This window comes from Acetobacter sp., from assembly GCF_052102375.1.
Lineage (GTDB): Bacteria > Pseudomonadota > Alphaproteobacteria > Acetobacterales > Acetobacteraceae > Acetobacter.
On the sequence record NZ_JBQDXI010000002.1, the window covers coordinates 87,669 to 101,848 of the forward strand.

The window sequence follows — 14,180 nt, forward strand, 5'->3', positions numbered from 1 at the left end:
GTAAAAAATAAGCTCACCGCGTTTTTCAGCCGCCCTCTACCATCACTTCGGCAAAGGCATCTCCCTCCGCAACGGGGCCAATAAGCCTATTGAAGCAATGACGCACCGCACGGGCCATGGCACTGGACTGGCTTACCAGATCCGGCAGGGTTTCAACCCGCATGGCCCGCAGAACAACAGCGCGGGATGGCGGAGCGAGTTCCTTTTCCAGATCAAGTGGTGGCACAGGCCCACATAACAGCCGCAATACCCCCTGCAAGCGCCGCCATGCACTATCCGCTTGTAACAGCAATCTGAGATCGGCTGCTTCTATCAGTCCCGCCTTTCCCAGCTTGACCAGCGCCCGCCGTGTACAGGTGTCTCGCACTGCTTTGTCAGCCCCAACGAGTTGCAGAGTTTGGGCGATAAATTCCACTTCCATCAGCCCACCAGCACGCCGCTTTACATCCCACGGGCCGGTAGCAGGCAGGTCACGGGCAAGCCGTGCCCGCATGGCACACGCATCGGCCAAAATGGTTGCAGTCTCTGCGCTTGGCACACGCGTACGGCCTTCCAGAATGGCGGCAATGTCCTCAGAAAAAGCTTTACGCAACGCTACCGGGGCCGTGATGATACGTGCGCGGGTCAAGGCCATGCGCTCCCATGTCCATGCGGCGTCCCGATGATATTGCATAAGCCCACGGCGCGGTACGGCAACAGGACCCGCAGCACCAGAAGGACGCAACCGCATATCCACGGCATACAGGGGGCCTTCCGGGCCCGGTGCCGTAAGCGCTGCAATAAAAGCATGAGCAAGACGCGTATAATACTGACTAACCGCCACACTACGGGGGGCCGCAAGAGGCAGCCCCTCGGCCGTAACCCGCCGGACGGCTTTACCCACCTGACTGACCAACTGGTCTTCCGGATGGTCAAACACCAGTAGCAGATCAAGGTCCGACCCCGGCATCATCTCCCGTGAGCCAACCTTGCCCAAGGCAATCACCGCCATGCTTCCGCCGGGCACGCGGCCATACCGGCGAATATGATCTTTCTCGACCGCCTGTTTCAAAATCGTCATTATGGTATCAGCAAGGGCGGTCCGGGCCCGCTCGGCCTCATCCTCACTCATACGCGCTTCCAACACAGCAACAGAGAGACGAAACTCTTCCCCACGCAGGAGGGGGCGGAGCGCTGTCACCAGCATTTCCGTATCTTCTACTTCCTGCGCCAACTGGCGCAGGCGCGCCTGCACGTTGCGCCCTTCCTCAGGTTCCGGCTCCAGAAGTCCTTCCAGTGCTGACGGCGTGTCGGCCAGATGATCTGCCAGAAAGGCAGAGGCATCAAAAAGTGCTGTAATCCGATCAATCAAGGCCGGGTTCCGCTCGAACAAGGACAGAAGCTGCACCCCGGCATGTTGGCGTGTGAGCAAGGCATCAAACCGCCGCAGGCATGCAAGCGGGTTGCTCCGTGCCGTGAAGCTGGCCAGCAGCGCCGGAAGCAGGGTGCGTAACAACGCATGGGCTCGCTCCGAGCGCAGAGCCCGCAAACTGTTACCCTGCCACCGGGCCAAAACCTGTGCAGCATCTGCTGCCTGATGTTGTGGGAAACCGAGTTTTTGAAGAATTACGGGCGAATTTTCATTATCTGGCGCAACGGCAAGAAGTGCTTGGTCCTGCTCATCTGCCGGATGAGGTTGGGTTACAAAATGTCGTTCAAAAATACGTCTGGCTTCCCGCATGCGCGGGAGGAGATCAAGCGCCAGAGCCGCCCCATCTGCAAAGCCCATGAAAACACCAAACGCGTCAAACGCTTCAGCCTGCTCTGGCAGGGAGTGGGTTTGTTGGTCCGAACGCATTTGCAGCCGGTGCTCAGCATCCCGCAACAGCCGGTAGGTACGGGCCAGAACCTCAGCCTCCTCTCGCGGTAGGTAAGCCAGCCGCACCAGCTTTTTTAGAGCACCAAATGTCGTTTTCTCGCGCAGGTCCGGGTCTCGTCCACCCCATACAAGCTGCATGGCTTGGGCAATAAACTCGATTTCCCGAATACCGCCCTGCCCTAATTTGAGGTTATGCCCCAGCAACCACGCCATACTGGCTTGAGGGTCTGCCACAACGCTTTCAGATAAAGTTGCCAGCCCGGTGCGCCCGGTATTGCGGTAGTGGTCTATCCGCGCCTTCATGGTGTGGATGTCATCAATCAGCGCAAAATCGAGGTGCCTGCGCCACACGAACGGCCGAATAGCGGCCAGAAAGCTACGTCCCAGAGCCAGATCCCCTGCAACAGGGCGCGCCTTGATCATAGCGGCCCGTTCCCATGTCTGGCCGAGGCTCTCATAGTAAACGATTGCAGCCTGAACAGAAACCGCTGGCGGGGTTGATGCCGGGTCCGGCCGGAGGCGTAAATCGGTGCGAAAAACGTAACCATCCGCATCTCGTGCTTCCATGAGGCGAACAAGATCGCTAGTCATACGAATGAACACACGCCGCATCGCATCCGGCTGCTTGTGCCCGGAGGGGTCATAGAGCACCATCAGGTCTATATCTGAGGAGAAATTCAGTTCCCGTGCCCCCAGCTTCCCCATTGCCAGCACAAAAAAACCACATCCATATGTTGGACGTTTGGGGTCTTTCACCTGTATCTGACCGGACTGATGAGCGGCCCACATCAAATGCCTGAGAGCAACTTCCAGCGTAACATCCGCCAGACGGCTCAGGGTTTGCGTAACATCCTCCAGCGGCCAGAATCCGCCAAGATCAGCCACAGCACACAACAGTGCCACCCGTTTTTTGGCGATACGCAGGGTTTGCGCCACGTGGTCATAACTTATGGTGATGTCGCACGCGGTCAGTGTGGCAAACACTTCCGCAGCACAGACGCTCGGGCCTTTTTCCAGCAACGCCGCGAAGAAAACCGCATCCTGCAACGCAAGATCAGACAAATATGGGCTGTTGCCACCCAGGCAGTCCAGCAGGGCATCCGTACCTGCCATAGCCAGAACGACCTCCCGCCCCTGCGCGTGCAAGGCCTGTTGCATGTCGTCCCTGAAAAGGGATGCCGAGCGCGCATTGGCCGCGGCTGGCCATGCCGCATCCGGCCAGATACGCTGGGTACGAGCACTTCTGGTCTGGCGGATATCTTTAAACAGGGGCTGTGTGACGGGCTGCATAGTCTGACCATTCTGGTGAAGAACAAAGGGTTGCTGCGTTGACTTCAACAGGTCAAGACCTCCCGCGCCCTTTGCACAAAAAGCTGCTTCGCATTGGCCTGATTGTTGTAGCGTGTAGCGTAGGCGTCCCGCTTGCTACCGGAGGTGCATTGCTGGTGCGGATGACATTCGGGCCAGTAAACATTACGCCTGTCGTCCGCCCTTTCCTGCCCTTGACCGTGCAGGAGGGCGCTCACGGCCACCCGCCAGCAGCAACGCTGACACTGAAGCACGCCCAAATCCGCTGGAACGGCCTGCATGACGGTTTGGGCGCACCATTAGTGCTCTCCCTCCGGAATGTGCAGATGATAAAAGCGGATCACTCTGCCCCGGATATCATTGAGCACGCAGACGCAACACTGGACCCGCTGGCCCTGGCGCGCGGTGCCATCGGCCTGCGTATGCTTGATGTGAGCGGAGTGCACCTTGCACTGCGCAGAGGGAAAGATGGCAGTGTAACACTTGCGGCTCTGAAACCTGACCAGAACCCAACACAGGATAAGACAGGCAAAACATCCGCAATACCTGATTTTCTGGATATTACGCGGCTGAGCCTCCACAATGCCACCATCACGATGGATGATCAGCTGACGGGTACCCACTGGACTGCTGCGCCAGTTGAAGGGGACGTAACCGTCACCCAAACTGATGGAAAATACGGTGTAACCGGCACAGGCAGCCTGACACTAACCGGTGCAAAGTCCGGTGCAAAGCTGAACCTGACAGCGACCGGCACCCGTATGCCAGACAAAACCCTGCAGTGGCATATTGCCCTTGCGCCCGCCCAGCCTGCGCAATTTGCTGTTCTGGCCCCGGCGCTCGCCACCATAAAGAACACTGTAGCTCTGACGGCTGATGCTGTTTTTGCCTCTGCCCCCGACAGTACGTGGCTTTTGCCAACAGCACTTGACCTGACCGCAGATATTGGCGCGGGCCCGCTAGAAGCTGCTCATTCTCGTTTTCTGCTGAAACACGGCCATGCAGCTGTGCATGTTGACCTGAACCATCAGTCAGGCACCCACGTACCTGCCGTTCTGGCCGTTAAGGGTCTAACGCTAGACCTCCTGGATCCCGACAAACCAGACGCACCCGAAAAAGGGGTCAGCATTCAGGCGCGCGGCACGCTTAATGCGTCAGATCTATTTAGCCCGCAGGCATTGGCCGGACAGGTGGATGTTGATATCCCGCATGTTGACTTTGATAATATAGCCCAGTTCTGGCCAACAAAAATGGCCAAAGGTGGCCGTGAGTGGGTGATGAAAAACATCACCACCGGGCAGGCGCGGGACTTGCATGTTACCCTAGCCCTGCATAGCCCGCAGGGCTGGAAAGGGCTGGATGTTACAGGAGCTACTGGCGGAGTAGATGCCTCCGGCCTCACTGTTCACTGGCTCCGCCCCATTTCTCCGCTGCTAGGCATGGACGCCCACCTGTCTGTCTCTGATCTCGATACGCTGAAAATCACGTTTGATCATGGCTACCAACTGGTCAATCTGGCTGACAAGAATGTAGGCGCAACCGGCGTTGGCCGTGTAGATGCCGGGGCCGGAAGCATGACAATCTTTGGCCTGACCAAAAAAGACCAGACCGCCACCATTGCGACCGAGCTGCATGGGAATTTACGGGATATTCTGGCACTTCTGGCCGAGCCTCGGCTGCATCTGCTTTCACGCCACCCGCTTAGCTTTACCGCACCTTCCGGCAAAGCAACTGCCGCCTTTACACTTAGCCTCCCCTTGGAGAGCACTGTCACCACAGACCAGATGAGCGTGGATGCGCACGCCACTGTTACGCAAACACATCTTGGCAATGTTGTCATGGGCCGCGCCATTACCAATGGTAGCTTCAAGATTAATGCTACCACTGAAAAAATGGATCTCAGCGGCCATGCTGCGCTGGGTGGGCTACCGGCAGATGTCTCCTATTTCATGGATTTCAGGTCTCTCAAACCAACAGAGATTTCAGAAAAAGCCCACGTTTTGGCGCACATCACCCCTGCTTCTGCCGCCAGCGCAGGCTTTGCTGCGGGGGATCATTTCGATGGGAGCGCCACGCTGGCAGTAGACTACGCCAAGCTGGAAAATAAACAGGCCACCGTAGGCCTGAATCTTGACCTGACACCCGCCAGAATACGTATTCCGCTCTGGCACAAGGCCGCAGGGCGCTCTGCCAAGGCTTCCGCCCAACTCAACCTCTTTGACGGTACCATTACGGGCGTTGACAAGCTTGCCGCGTCTGGCCCCAATCTGGCGGTAGAGGGACATGCGCTTCTGCAACCCAACAAAGCGCCAGAACTGCTTATTTCCTCGTTCCATATTGAACGCTCACAGGGGCACGCTCGGCTTATCCTGCCTTACAACACGCCTGACAAAACCATTCAGGTTGGTGTGTACGCCTCCATGCTGGATCTGACACCACTGCTGGAAAATGACCCGGCAACGCCTGCTCCCGCTGGTAAAGCTGGTGGCGGCTATCATGTGCCGGAAGCCGCCAGTGGCACTCTGCATGGGCCGCCCGGTAACGCGTGGGTCATTGATCTGCAAAGTGATGCGCTGCTCTATAACTACACCAAACCAGCCCTGAGTATGGTGAAAGGTCATTTTGAACATAACGGGCTAAGGCTGGAAAAAATGCGGTTCAGCATGAGTGGCCCTGCGCCTGCCACCATGCATCTGACCCCTGAGGGAGCCAAACGCAGCCTGCATGTCACCATTCCGGACATGGGCGGTTTTCTGACAGCGTTCAACATCATGCCCAATGTCAAAGGGGGTCATGCCTCGTTAGAGGGAACATTTGATGACACACTTGCTTCAGCACCCTTTAGCGGTGTTCTGAAAGTCAGCCCCTTTGTGCTTACCAAAGCACCAGAGACTGTTCTTCTGGCCCGCAACCTGTCCCTTTACGGCTGGATCAACAGCCGTAAATCTCCGGAATTTGAGATCACGCACCTCAGTATGCCGGTCACGTTTTCAGATGGAGTGCTGCGTATTCATGACAGCAGCACAGGCAACGATGCCCTTGGTGCCACGCTGGAAGGCGATATTGATCTTGACCACGGCAAGCTGGATCTGGACGGCACAGTTGTGCCTATTTTTGCACTCAACCGCCTACCCGGCCGCTTGCCGGGCATTGGGCGGCTGTTCAGCCCAGAGAAAAATGGCGGCCTGCTGGCCATGACCTTTAACTTGTCCGGCAAGCTGGATAACCCGGATTTTCACGTCAACCCGCTTTCCATCCTGCTACCGGGCCTCTTGCGTAAGATTTTTTAGGGTTTTGGCGGCGCGTCCGGGTCTTCAATATCGGCGTCACTTTCGGTCAAAAACACCGTGTCATGCAAACGACCCTGCACACGCGCAATGAGATGATCGGCGGTAATGGCATGACGTAGTGTGGCGTCTTCATCCCCAAAGGATGTATCCACCCCGTTACCGCTCACCTCTCCCACCGGATGAAACTTGGTTTCCGTCTGCGGCTTGACCGGGTTCACCAACCAGTGGCGCGTGTGGGACACAACCGTTGAGGCATCCGCTATGCCACAAGGCTGAGCCTTGGTCAGGGTGACGGTCTCAGTCGTGACAAAGGCCTGCGCCGTATGACCACCCGGCCCTGTAGCGGCTTCAAACACTGTACCGGATGGCACGACCAGCAGAGAAGTAGGCTGTTGTTCGTCCTGCGAAGTGGTCAGACAGACGGACACACCGCCCTGCCCTGTAACAATCGGCGCAAGGGTACCGGCAGCAGGCCCTTTCTCGGGTGCTTGCGCCAGAACCGGAGCGGAAAAACAGGACGCCGCGGCTAATAATACCGCGAATATAGCACCGTATGACTGAACTGTTTTCTGCTTTATCATCATCACTCCGCAACCCTGTCGTTCCGGATACGGGCCGGGTGGCCTGCGTTTTAAGGCGTTGCCGGAGCTTCCTGACGCAGCCCTGCCGGAATGGCAAAAACCGAGTCAGGCTGCGGGCTTCGGCTTACGCTCAGGGCGCGTACCGTAATCTGTTGCCCTTGCGCTACCTGCAACAGCAAACCGTCTGACGTATAACATACGTCATTGGCATGTCCGTCCGTATCCTTTGTCCGCCATACTGTGCAGCTTTCCCCCGCCACTATGGAACTCCCCAAACGCGCATAGGTGCCTATCATGGCCGGATGGCCGGGCGGAGTCAGGTTCTGGCTTGGGGCAGGCATTGTACTTTGCTTGTGCCGGGGCACATCCACCACGCTCAGTGTATGCTCCGGCCACGATGTCACCATGAAAACAGAAGAATTTTCAGGGTCTAGCCGTTGCCGAAGGGAGGCAACCTGCCACCGCATCCGCTGCTTCATGGTGGCATCCCCAGTAGGGGACGCCAGTTCGTAGAGCACATCTGCATCGGTTGAAGGCGTAATGCAGGGAGCAGTCTGATTACAGGCGTCAGAAGACGCTGGCGCTACAGAGGGCGGTACAGTCTGAGCCTGAACTGAAACAGCAAGCCCCCCCACTAGCAGCACGCTTCCTGCCGCAAGAACACATGCCGGAAGCGCACGACCCAGTCGCACAAACCTCATTGCGTCGGCCCATCGGCTGGGACGGGGGGCTGTGTATCGGTTGTAGGGGCAGACGGTACTGTTGTGGTCGGACCTACACCGCCGGGAATGGGCTGCGCTGCGGGGGCTTTCTCCGCACTCTCGCCCTCCGTTGGTGCGCCTTTCGGAGCATGAATCCGTACTTCCTGATACCCGGTTGGCGGTGTGAACACGCTTGCGGGCAGAGCGTCATAGGAAATGCGAATGGCTTTGAGGTGGCCATTCAGCCCATCAACATCCACACCGTCCTGCTCAAGCACAAACCCATCTTCCGTAACACAGGCTGTTCCCTTGCCTTGCGCGCTCTGAACATCCCACAGTGTGCAGGCCTGCCCGATAACCTGAGAAGCCCCTTTGCGGGCAAACTGCATGGACATATCCAGCAGGAATGAATTACGCGCCACATCCTGCTGCACCAGACGCGTATAAATTTTCTGGTCGTCCCGAATGATAATGACCTCTTGCGCCGCACGATTGATAATAACCGAGCCACGCGAGTTATCGTTTGTCATGTCTTTCAGGTAACGGATGCGCATCAACCCGCCATCGCCGGAGAACAGAACCTGCACATGCCGCTCGGGTGCGGCCACAGGTGGCGTAGCTGTTTGGGCCGCACCTGCTGGCGGTTTAGGTTGAAAAATATAATCCACAATCGCATCCCGCGCGGGGGTAAGCCGGGGGTGCTCCGCCGGTGCGGCTGGTGCCGCTGGTGTGGCAGACGCGGCGGGCGCATCTTCAGCAAAAACCCGCGATGGTACTGTCACGCCCATACCAAGCGATATGCCTGCCAGAAGGCAGCAACGGGTCAGAAGGCCCGTCTTCTGGCGGAAGTGGCTAAGTGTCATAACGCGTCTGTTCCCTTATTATCGCTTGGTCATTGCCGCGAGTGGTCTCAACCACTCCGCATGGCCTTTATTTCGGCTCTTAGCATATCGTCTGGCACTATATTACGCCAACATGGCAGCATCTGGACAGCCCGTTCCAGTGTTGACTTATAGTCATCCGCCGGGATTTCAACGCCACCAAAACGCGAGAGGTGGTCTGTACCAAACTGTGTGTCCAGCACCAAAAAACCCTGTAACCGCAAGCGGGCGACAAGATGGACCAATGCCACCTTGGAGGCATCGGTTGCGCGGCTGAACATGCTCTCACCAAAAAAGGCACCACCCAACGCTACGCCATACAAACCACCCACCAATTCTCCATTCTGCCAGCATTCCACACTATGCGCATATCCCATCTGGTTCAGAGCACAGAACAACCGGAAAATTTCCTGATTGATCCATGTTTCCTCCCGTCCCGGTGCCGGGGTGGCACAGCCCTTCATGACAGCGGGAAAATCCTGATCTGTAGTAACGGCAAACCGGTCTGACAGAACCGTCCGCTGCAACCGTTTGGGCAAATGGAAACCGTCCAGCGGTAAAATGCCGCGGGGGTCTGGGTCGTACCACTGCAATTCTGGGTCTTCTGCACTGGCAGCCATAGGAAAAAGGCCCGCGGCATAGGCACCCAGTAAGATTTCCGGCGTTAACCCCTGCTCTGCCATGCTACCTTCCTGCTCCCTCATCCGCTTTTGCGTTTTGCGCTGCCATACAACCAGTCACGATAGTGTTGACGAAAGAGCGTGCCCAAGCCCTTTCCTTTCTGGTTATGCCGCCCCATGATCTTTTGTAAGCACCATGCTAGCGTGGCTGTGCAAAAACTCAATCTTACCTTCTTTTTCAGGACTGCTCATGTCTGCTGATAAACCGCGCCTTATCCGCTCCATTCGCCTGCTGTCCGCTGCTGAAAAACGCATTGAGACGGAATTTCAGGCGCCACCGTCTCCTGCCGCGCCGCTGGATACAGCGGCCATCCTCAAACTTGCGCGAGATTTCCAGCCCTCAGCCATCCTCGTTACCCATCATGCTCCTTTAAAAGGAGAGGATGTTGCAGCCCTGCCAGACTGCGTAAAACTGGTAGCGACTGTGAGCGTGGGTCTGGACCACCTTGACGTACCGGCCCTACTGGCCCGCGGCATTGCGGTCTCTAACACCCCCGATGTTTTGACCGACTGTAATGCTGATCTAACCATGATGCTGATTATTGCCGCCTGCCGCAGGGCTGCGGAATATTATACCCTAATGAAGAAAGGCTGGGGCCATACCTTAGGTATGGATGAGATGTTGGGCCATCGCGTAAGTGGCAAGACACTTGGCATTGTTGGCATGGGCCGTATTGGGCAGGCCGTTGCACAGCGCGCCCGCGGGTTTGGCATGACTGTGCTGTACCACAACCGCCGCCAGCTTGATGCCGCGCAGGAACAAGGCGCGACATATTACGCTAACCTTGAAGATATGCTGCCCAAATGCAACATTCTCACACTGCACATGCCCGGTGCCCCTAACGGCCCACCGCTCATGACTGCGCGCACATTGGGGCTGCTCCCACGCGGTAGCGTGCTGGTTAATGCCGCCCGTGGCTCCCTTATTGATGAACGCGCCTTGATAGACGCCTTGCGCTCCGGGCAACTGGCTGGCGCTGGTCTGGATGTTTACCAGAACGAGCCCAACCCCGACCCCCGTATTCTGGCTTTACCCAATGTGTTCATGACCCCCCATGTTGGCAGCGCAACAGTGGAAACCCGTACAGCAATGTGTATGTTAGCGCTTGATAACGTTGCGGCCATGGCAGCAGGCACACCACTGCCCTCGCCGGTGACTGCATAAGCGCTACAAACAAGACTGGCACAGGAGAACACACCCACCATGCAAATGACACTGCGCCTGGCCTGCGTTATTGGCATTGTTCTGGCAGGGCTTTTGAGAGTCTGTGCCCCTCATTATCATCTGACTGCAGAAATTATAGCGGGGCTTCTGCTACTGTTTGCGCTGGTTGCAACCGTTGTAATTGATGAAACAAAACCAGCGGGAATAAATCAAAAAGGCTAAAAACCAGCCCCAGTTGTGCGCGCTGCACAGGGGCAGGACATCCATAAGCTTGCGGCTCGTGCCCGCGTGTCACAAGCTTATGCCTCCGGCCTCCCGCATGAGTACGGCCACCAGTTCTGCGGCAGGCAGAGTACGTGCCAAAGGCGCACCTTGCCCTGCCCATTGCGCTACAAACCCATATTCACCATGGGCTTTAGCTGCGGCATGCAGAGCTTTGGCAGCATCGTACGCCACGGGGTACGCTGGGACCTCATGCACAGGCCGTTCACCAAAATGTTCCATAAACCTGTTCGGCAAGGTACGAGCAGGTCTGCCTGAGATCACCGGTGTCATGCGCGTATGGTAAGCGCCCGGACCGATCAAAGCGGCACGGTACGCTGCATCGGCAGCAGATTCAGGGCAGCCGATAAATGCTGTCCCTAACTGCGACGCTACTGCGCCAGATGCCCGGGCTGCTGCCATACCGTACCCATCCATGATGCCGCCTGCTGCAATAATGGGAACCTGACAGGCCCGCACAAGCAGACGGGTAAGCACCAAAGTACTCAGTTGGTCGTCCGGACTGTTGGGGTCAAACATGCCCCTATGCCCTCCGGCTTCAAAGCCTTGGGCGATAATGGCGTCAATTCCGGCTTTTTCCAGCAGCTGAGCTTCCCGTAGGCAGGTGGCCGTTGCCAGCAGGAAAATACCCTCCGCTTTCAGGGCAGCGCAGATGGCCGCAGATGGCACACCAAAATGAAAACTGACGACTGCCGGCCTTTCTTCCACAAGCAGGCGAACCATTTCCGGGTTATCCAGAGAACTGGTGTAAATTTCCTGCAAGATTGATGGAGGCGTAGCGCCAAATTTTTCAAACACAGACCCAGCCTGTTTTAACCATGCCTGCTCCCGCGCCACATCCCGCTGTGGAGCGGCGTGAATAAACACGTTCAGATTAAACGGGCCGTGCGTTTGGGCTTTGAGTGCTGCAACCATCTGCCGGGCCTGCACAACAGTCGATGCACCCAACCCCAGAGAGCCAAGCCCTCCTGCATTGGAAACGGCCGCCGCTAAAGCTGGCGTTGCAACCCCTGCCATAGGGGCCTGAATAAGCGGCAGAGTTAGAGGTAGCTTTTCCCACATTGGCTGAAACAGTCACTCTGGTTTTCCCGACTAGCGGGAGGGGCACAGCCGTTTCCTCCCTCCCGCTATGGAAAACAGGAGGCGCGGCTGCTCAGAAAGTTCTAGCTTTTTGGCTGGTTCCGCATGGCAATGGCTGTATCCCGCACGACAGGACCATGCTCCCGCTCCAGACGGCGGATGGTAAAGTGCGCCCGCGCCAAAGCCTGATAATGGTTTAAAAATGCTGTGTTCAGAGACGCGCCACACAAGGCACCTGCTACGGGCATGAGCTGAAGCGAGATTTTGTGACCAAGAGCCAACCCATAGTGAGACGCCACTTCAGAGATCAGCATGACCACGGGGCGGCCACGCAATAGGGCACGAGCCGAGAAATAGCCAAGTTCATTTTCTTCCTCGGAGCGCGCATTGGGGAATGCGCGGAGGGCGAATACTTCAAGGCAGGCTATACGGGCATCCGGGTCTGACAGGTCTTCCCCTTCCTCACGCGCAATGCGCGCAATTTCCCGCATGATGGTAAGCGTGGTGAAGCCAATATCCGGTGCCAGACCAGCCAGACCAGCAAACCCGCCGACAGCACCAGAAACCGCAACAGCCGCCTGAAGGGCGGGAGTACGCCACGCATTCGCTTCTGCCGGGCTATCATCAACAGAGCGCATACCCAGAACTGCCACGTCAAAAGCGCGGGCAATGGCACTTTCTGCAAGGCCCTGAAGTTTGGTTTCAAAGCTGGGGGCCATGCCCAACCCACGCAACCCAAGGCGTGCTGCATGACCAACCGCTCCGCCCATAAGGTCTGCCAGCCGCACAAGCACCCCTTTACCAGCCTCAACCCGTGCCAGTGCGTTTTCCAACTCGGTCAGGTCTTGGCCGCTAAGCTTGAGTGAGACCATATCGCTGCTGGCTGTGTCATTGGTGCTCATTTGTGCCTCTTTTCTTTCATGGCCGCCACGCTACCGCCGTATCGACCAACCGCGCAGTGTGTGCGCCGCGCTCTCATATTCGGTTGTCGTGTCTCTATCATATCACTGCTTAAAGAAACACAACGTGCTGGCAGGGCATATGCTCTGCGTGTTTCTCATAAAAGCGTGGCGGCGCAATAAGTTTCACACTGCAGAAACAGGGCGCAGCTTACAAATCCGGGGGAACAGGCAGGAGAGCACACCCAGCCCTCTGCTCTGTCAGGTATCTGCATTGCAGCAGGCGCAGGCAGCAGCATTGTAACCATCGCCCGAAGGTTTTACAGAACTGAACCGTGTTTTTCTCTGCGCCAACGGCGCCACAACAGGAGTCGAGTCATGCCAGAGCCACGACGCTCTTCCCTCCCCCTGCGTTTCCGCACAGCCCTGCATGCGGGCTGTGTTCTGACCCTGCTGAGTGTTACGGCCTGCGCGCTCACGCCGCAGCAACAAGCTGAGCAAGACGCACTGAAATCTGCCCAGACTGGGTCAGATTACTGCTATTCCCCGCGCTATAACGGCCTTCTGGCTGAGGCATGGCAGCGTGCACGGGATGAAGATAACGGACAGAAAAGCGTTGCAAGCACACCTGCGGCGGCCCTGCCACCTGTACAGGTTACGGCTGCAACCCCTATGCCGGATATCAATGTTCCCCCTTATTCCCGCCGCTCCTGCCGCATGACCATAAAGGTCGGGAATGCTGCCCCAGAAACAGGCTTTCTGACCTTCACCTATCTGGTCAAGCAGGGCAAAACCCAGTCTGCTCTCGCAGAATGGTATTCTGATGCCTTTGTAGAAAAAGACTACAATGACACCATGAAAGAAATTAATTCCGGGCTAAACCTGAACGAGCCGGAACTTAAAGCCTGCATTGCACGGCACCCGGAAATCAGTTCCGATATCAAAGACCCCATGGTGCAGAAAGCTGCTTTTGACCTGCGGGCCCACCTTGTGCGCCGGTGCATGGCCACCAAGGCTGCTTTGAAAAACCTGTATTCGGATCTTTACTTCATTCGTGGCTAAGCCGTCTGCTTTTCCACTCTAGTCAGGATATAAACAATGGTTGCCTATCGCGCTCTTTCAGACAGTTTTGTTGTCGCTCCCCAAATCACGGTTCAGGACATTCCCGCCATCCGTGATGCCGGGTTCAAGACCATTATCTGCACACGCCCGGACCATGAAGACCCGGGCCAGCCCACAGCACAAACCGTTGCAGAAGCTGCACAGGCTGCTGGTCTGTCCTTTATTGCCATTCCTGTGGTTGGCGGTCAGGCACCGTCATCCGATGCGGTCATTGAGATGCAGGAAGCATTGAACACACTGCCCGGGCCAATCTTCAGCTATTGCCGCTCGGGCAACCGCGCAGGCCAGTTGTGGACGCTTGCCACACAAGGCTGAGCCTGCCCGCACAGGCAC

Annotated in this window: 12 protein-coding genes; 5 read left to right on the forward strand and 7 right to left on the reverse strand. The window is 57.0% G+C overall.

The window, feature by feature from the left end; translation table 11 throughout:
- Positions 1-25 precede the first annotated feature (25 nt).
- A complete protein-coding gene (locus tag ACTIDN_RS01370) occupies positions 26-3,148 on the reverse strand; it encodes a bifunctional [glutamine synthetase] adenylyltransferase/[glutamine synthetase]-adenylyl-L-tyrosine phosphorylase (RefSeq protein ID WP_441375727.1) in 3,123 nt (1,040 codons plus the stop codon).
- A gap of 71 nt (positions 3,149-3,219) precedes the next feature.
- On the opposite strand from ACTIDN_RS01370, the gene ACTIDN_RS01375 reads away from it, so the two are divergent.
- Positions 3,220-6,456 carry an AsmA-like C-terminal region-containing protein gene (locus tag ACTIDN_RS01375; protein ID WP_441375728.1) on the forward strand — a complete coding sequence of 1,079 codons (3,237 nt, stop codon included), beginning with the start codon at positions 3,220-3,222 and terminating at the stop codon, positions 6,454-6,456.
- Here ACTIDN_RS01375 and ACTIDN_RS01380 read toward each other — a convergent pair.
- The 4 genes from ACTIDN_RS01380 to aat are packed head-to-tail and all read right to left on the reverse strand — an operon-like array spanning position 6,453 to position 9,302.
- The gene (locus ACTIDN_RS01380) at positions 6,453-7,040 is read right to left on the reverse strand and encodes a hypothetical protein (protein WP_441375729.1); all 588 of its coding nucleotides are present in this window, start codon (positions 7,038-7,040) and stop codon (positions 6,453-6,455) included. The genes ACTIDN_RS01375 and ACTIDN_RS01380 overlap by 4 nt on opposite strands.
- A 47-nt stretch (positions 7,041-7,087) precedes the next feature.
- Positions 7,088-7,738: a hypothetical protein gene (locus tag ACTIDN_RS01385; RefSeq protein WP_441375730.1), complete on the reverse strand. Its 651-nt coding sequence runs from the start codon at positions 7,736-7,738 to the stop codon at positions 7,088-7,090.
- Positions 7,735-8,601 carry a DUF4412 domain-containing protein gene (locus ACTIDN_RS01390; protein WP_415507806.1) on the reverse strand — a complete coding sequence of 289 codons (867 nt, stop codon included), beginning with the start codon at positions 8,599-8,601 and terminating at the stop codon, positions 7,735-7,737. Before ACTIDN_RS01390 ends, ACTIDN_RS01385 begins: the two co-directional genes overlap by 4 nt.
- Before the next feature lie 47 nt (positions 8,602-8,648).
- Positions 8,649-9,302 (reverse strand): leucyl/phenylalanyl-tRNA--protein transferase, encoded by a 654-nt coding sequence (aat, locus tag ACTIDN_RS01395; RefSeq protein ID WP_441375731.1) that lies wholly within the window; start codon positions 9,300-9,302, stop codon positions 8,649-8,651.
- 187 nt (positions 9,303-9,489) lie between these two features.
- Between aat and ACTIDN_RS01400 the strand changes: the two genes are divergently transcribed.
- Both ACTIDN_RS01400 and ACTIDN_RS01405 read left to right on the forward strand, forming a co-directional pair.
- Positions 9,490-10,464 (forward strand): 2-hydroxyacid dehydrogenase, encoded by a 975-nt coding sequence (locus ACTIDN_RS01400; RefSeq protein WP_048838077.1) that lies wholly within the window; start codon positions 9,490-9,492, stop codon positions 10,462-10,464.
- Positions 10,465-10,503: 39 nt separating this feature from the next.
- Entirely contained in the window at positions 10,504-10,686 is a 183-nt protein-coding gene (locus ACTIDN_RS01405) for a hypothetical protein (protein ID WP_415507809.1), read from the forward strand.
- Positions 10,687-10,755: 69 nt separating this feature from the next.
- Here the strand turns inward: ACTIDN_RS01405 and ACTIDN_RS01410 are convergent, their stop codons facing one another.
- Positions 10,756-11,808, reverse strand: a complete 1,053-nt coding sequence (locus ACTIDN_RS01410; RefSeq protein WP_441375732.1) for an NAD(P)H-dependent flavin oxidoreductase — start codon at positions 11,806-11,808, stop codon at positions 10,756-10,758.
- Between the two features lie 101 nt (positions 11,809-11,909).
- On the reverse strand, positions 11,910-12,728 hold the full coding sequence (locus tag ACTIDN_RS01415) for an EcsC family protein (RefSeq protein WP_415507811.1): 819 nt from the start codon (positions 12,726-12,728) through the stop codon (positions 11,910-11,912).
- Between the two features lie 375 nt (positions 12,729-13,103).
- Here ACTIDN_RS01415 and ACTIDN_RS01420 point away from each other — a divergent pair, with 375 nt between their 5' ends.
- Positions 13,104-13,787, forward strand: coding sequence for a hypothetical protein (locus tag ACTIDN_RS01420; protein ID WP_415507812.1), 684 nt, complete (start codon positions 13,104-13,106; stop codon positions 13,785-13,787).
- Between the two features lie 36 nt (positions 13,788-13,823).
- The gene (locus ACTIDN_RS01425) at positions 13,824-14,162 is read left to right on the forward strand and encodes a TIGR01244 family sulfur transferase (RefSeq protein WP_441375733.1); all 339 of its coding nucleotides are present in this window, start codon (positions 13,824-13,826) and stop codon (positions 14,160-14,162) included.
- Positions 14,163-14,180: the final 18 nt, after the last annotated feature.

What these genes read in the sequence shown, in the direction of transcription:
- ACTIDN_RS01370 (WP_441375727.1), bottom strand. Translation starts at nt 3,148, where the DNA reads ATGCAGCCCGTCACACAGCCCCTGTTTAAAGATATCCGCCAGACCAGA.
- ACTIDN_RS01420 (WP_415507812.1), top strand. Translation starts at nt 13,104, where the DNA reads ATGCCAGAGCCACGACGCTCTTCCCTCCCCCTGCGTTTCCGCACAGCC.
- ACTIDN_RS01425 (WP_441375733.1), top strand. Translation starts at nt 13,824, where the DNA reads ATGGTTGCCTATCGCGCTCTTTCAGACAGTTTTGTTGTCGCTCCCCAA.
- aat (WP_441375731.1), bottom strand. Translation starts at nt 9,302, where the DNA reads ATGGCAGAGCAGGGGTTAACGCCGGAAATCTTACTGGGTGCCTATGCC.
- ACTIDN_RS01390 (WP_415507806.1), bottom strand. Translation starts at nt 8,601, where the DNA reads ATGACACTTAGCCACTTCCGCCAGAAGACGGGCCTTCTGACCCGTTGC.
- ACTIDN_RS01410 (WP_441375732.1), bottom strand. Translation starts at nt 11,808, where the DNA reads ATGTGGGAAAAGCTACCTCTAACTCTGCCGCTTATTCAGGCCCCTATG.
- ACTIDN_RS01405 (WP_415507809.1), top strand. Translation starts at nt 10,504, where the DNA reads ATGCAAATGACACTGCGCCTGGCCTGCGTTATTGGCATTGTTCTGGCA.
- ACTIDN_RS01415 (WP_415507811.1), bottom strand. Translation starts at nt 12,728, where the DNA reads ATGAGCACCAATGACACAGCCAGCAGCGATATGGTCTCACTCAAGCTT.
- ACTIDN_RS01380 (WP_441375729.1), bottom strand. Translation starts at nt 7,040, where the DNA reads ATGATGATAAAGCAGAAAACAGTTCAGTCATACGGTGCTATATTCGCG.
- ACTIDN_RS01385 (WP_441375730.1), bottom strand. Translation starts at nt 7,738, where the DNA reads ATGAGGTTTGTGCGACTGGGTCGTGCGCTTCCGGCATGTGTTCTTGCG.
- ACTIDN_RS01400 (WP_048838077.1), top strand. Translation starts at nt 9,490, where the DNA reads ATGTCTGCTGATAAACCGCGCCTTATCCGCTCCATTCGCCTGCTGTCC.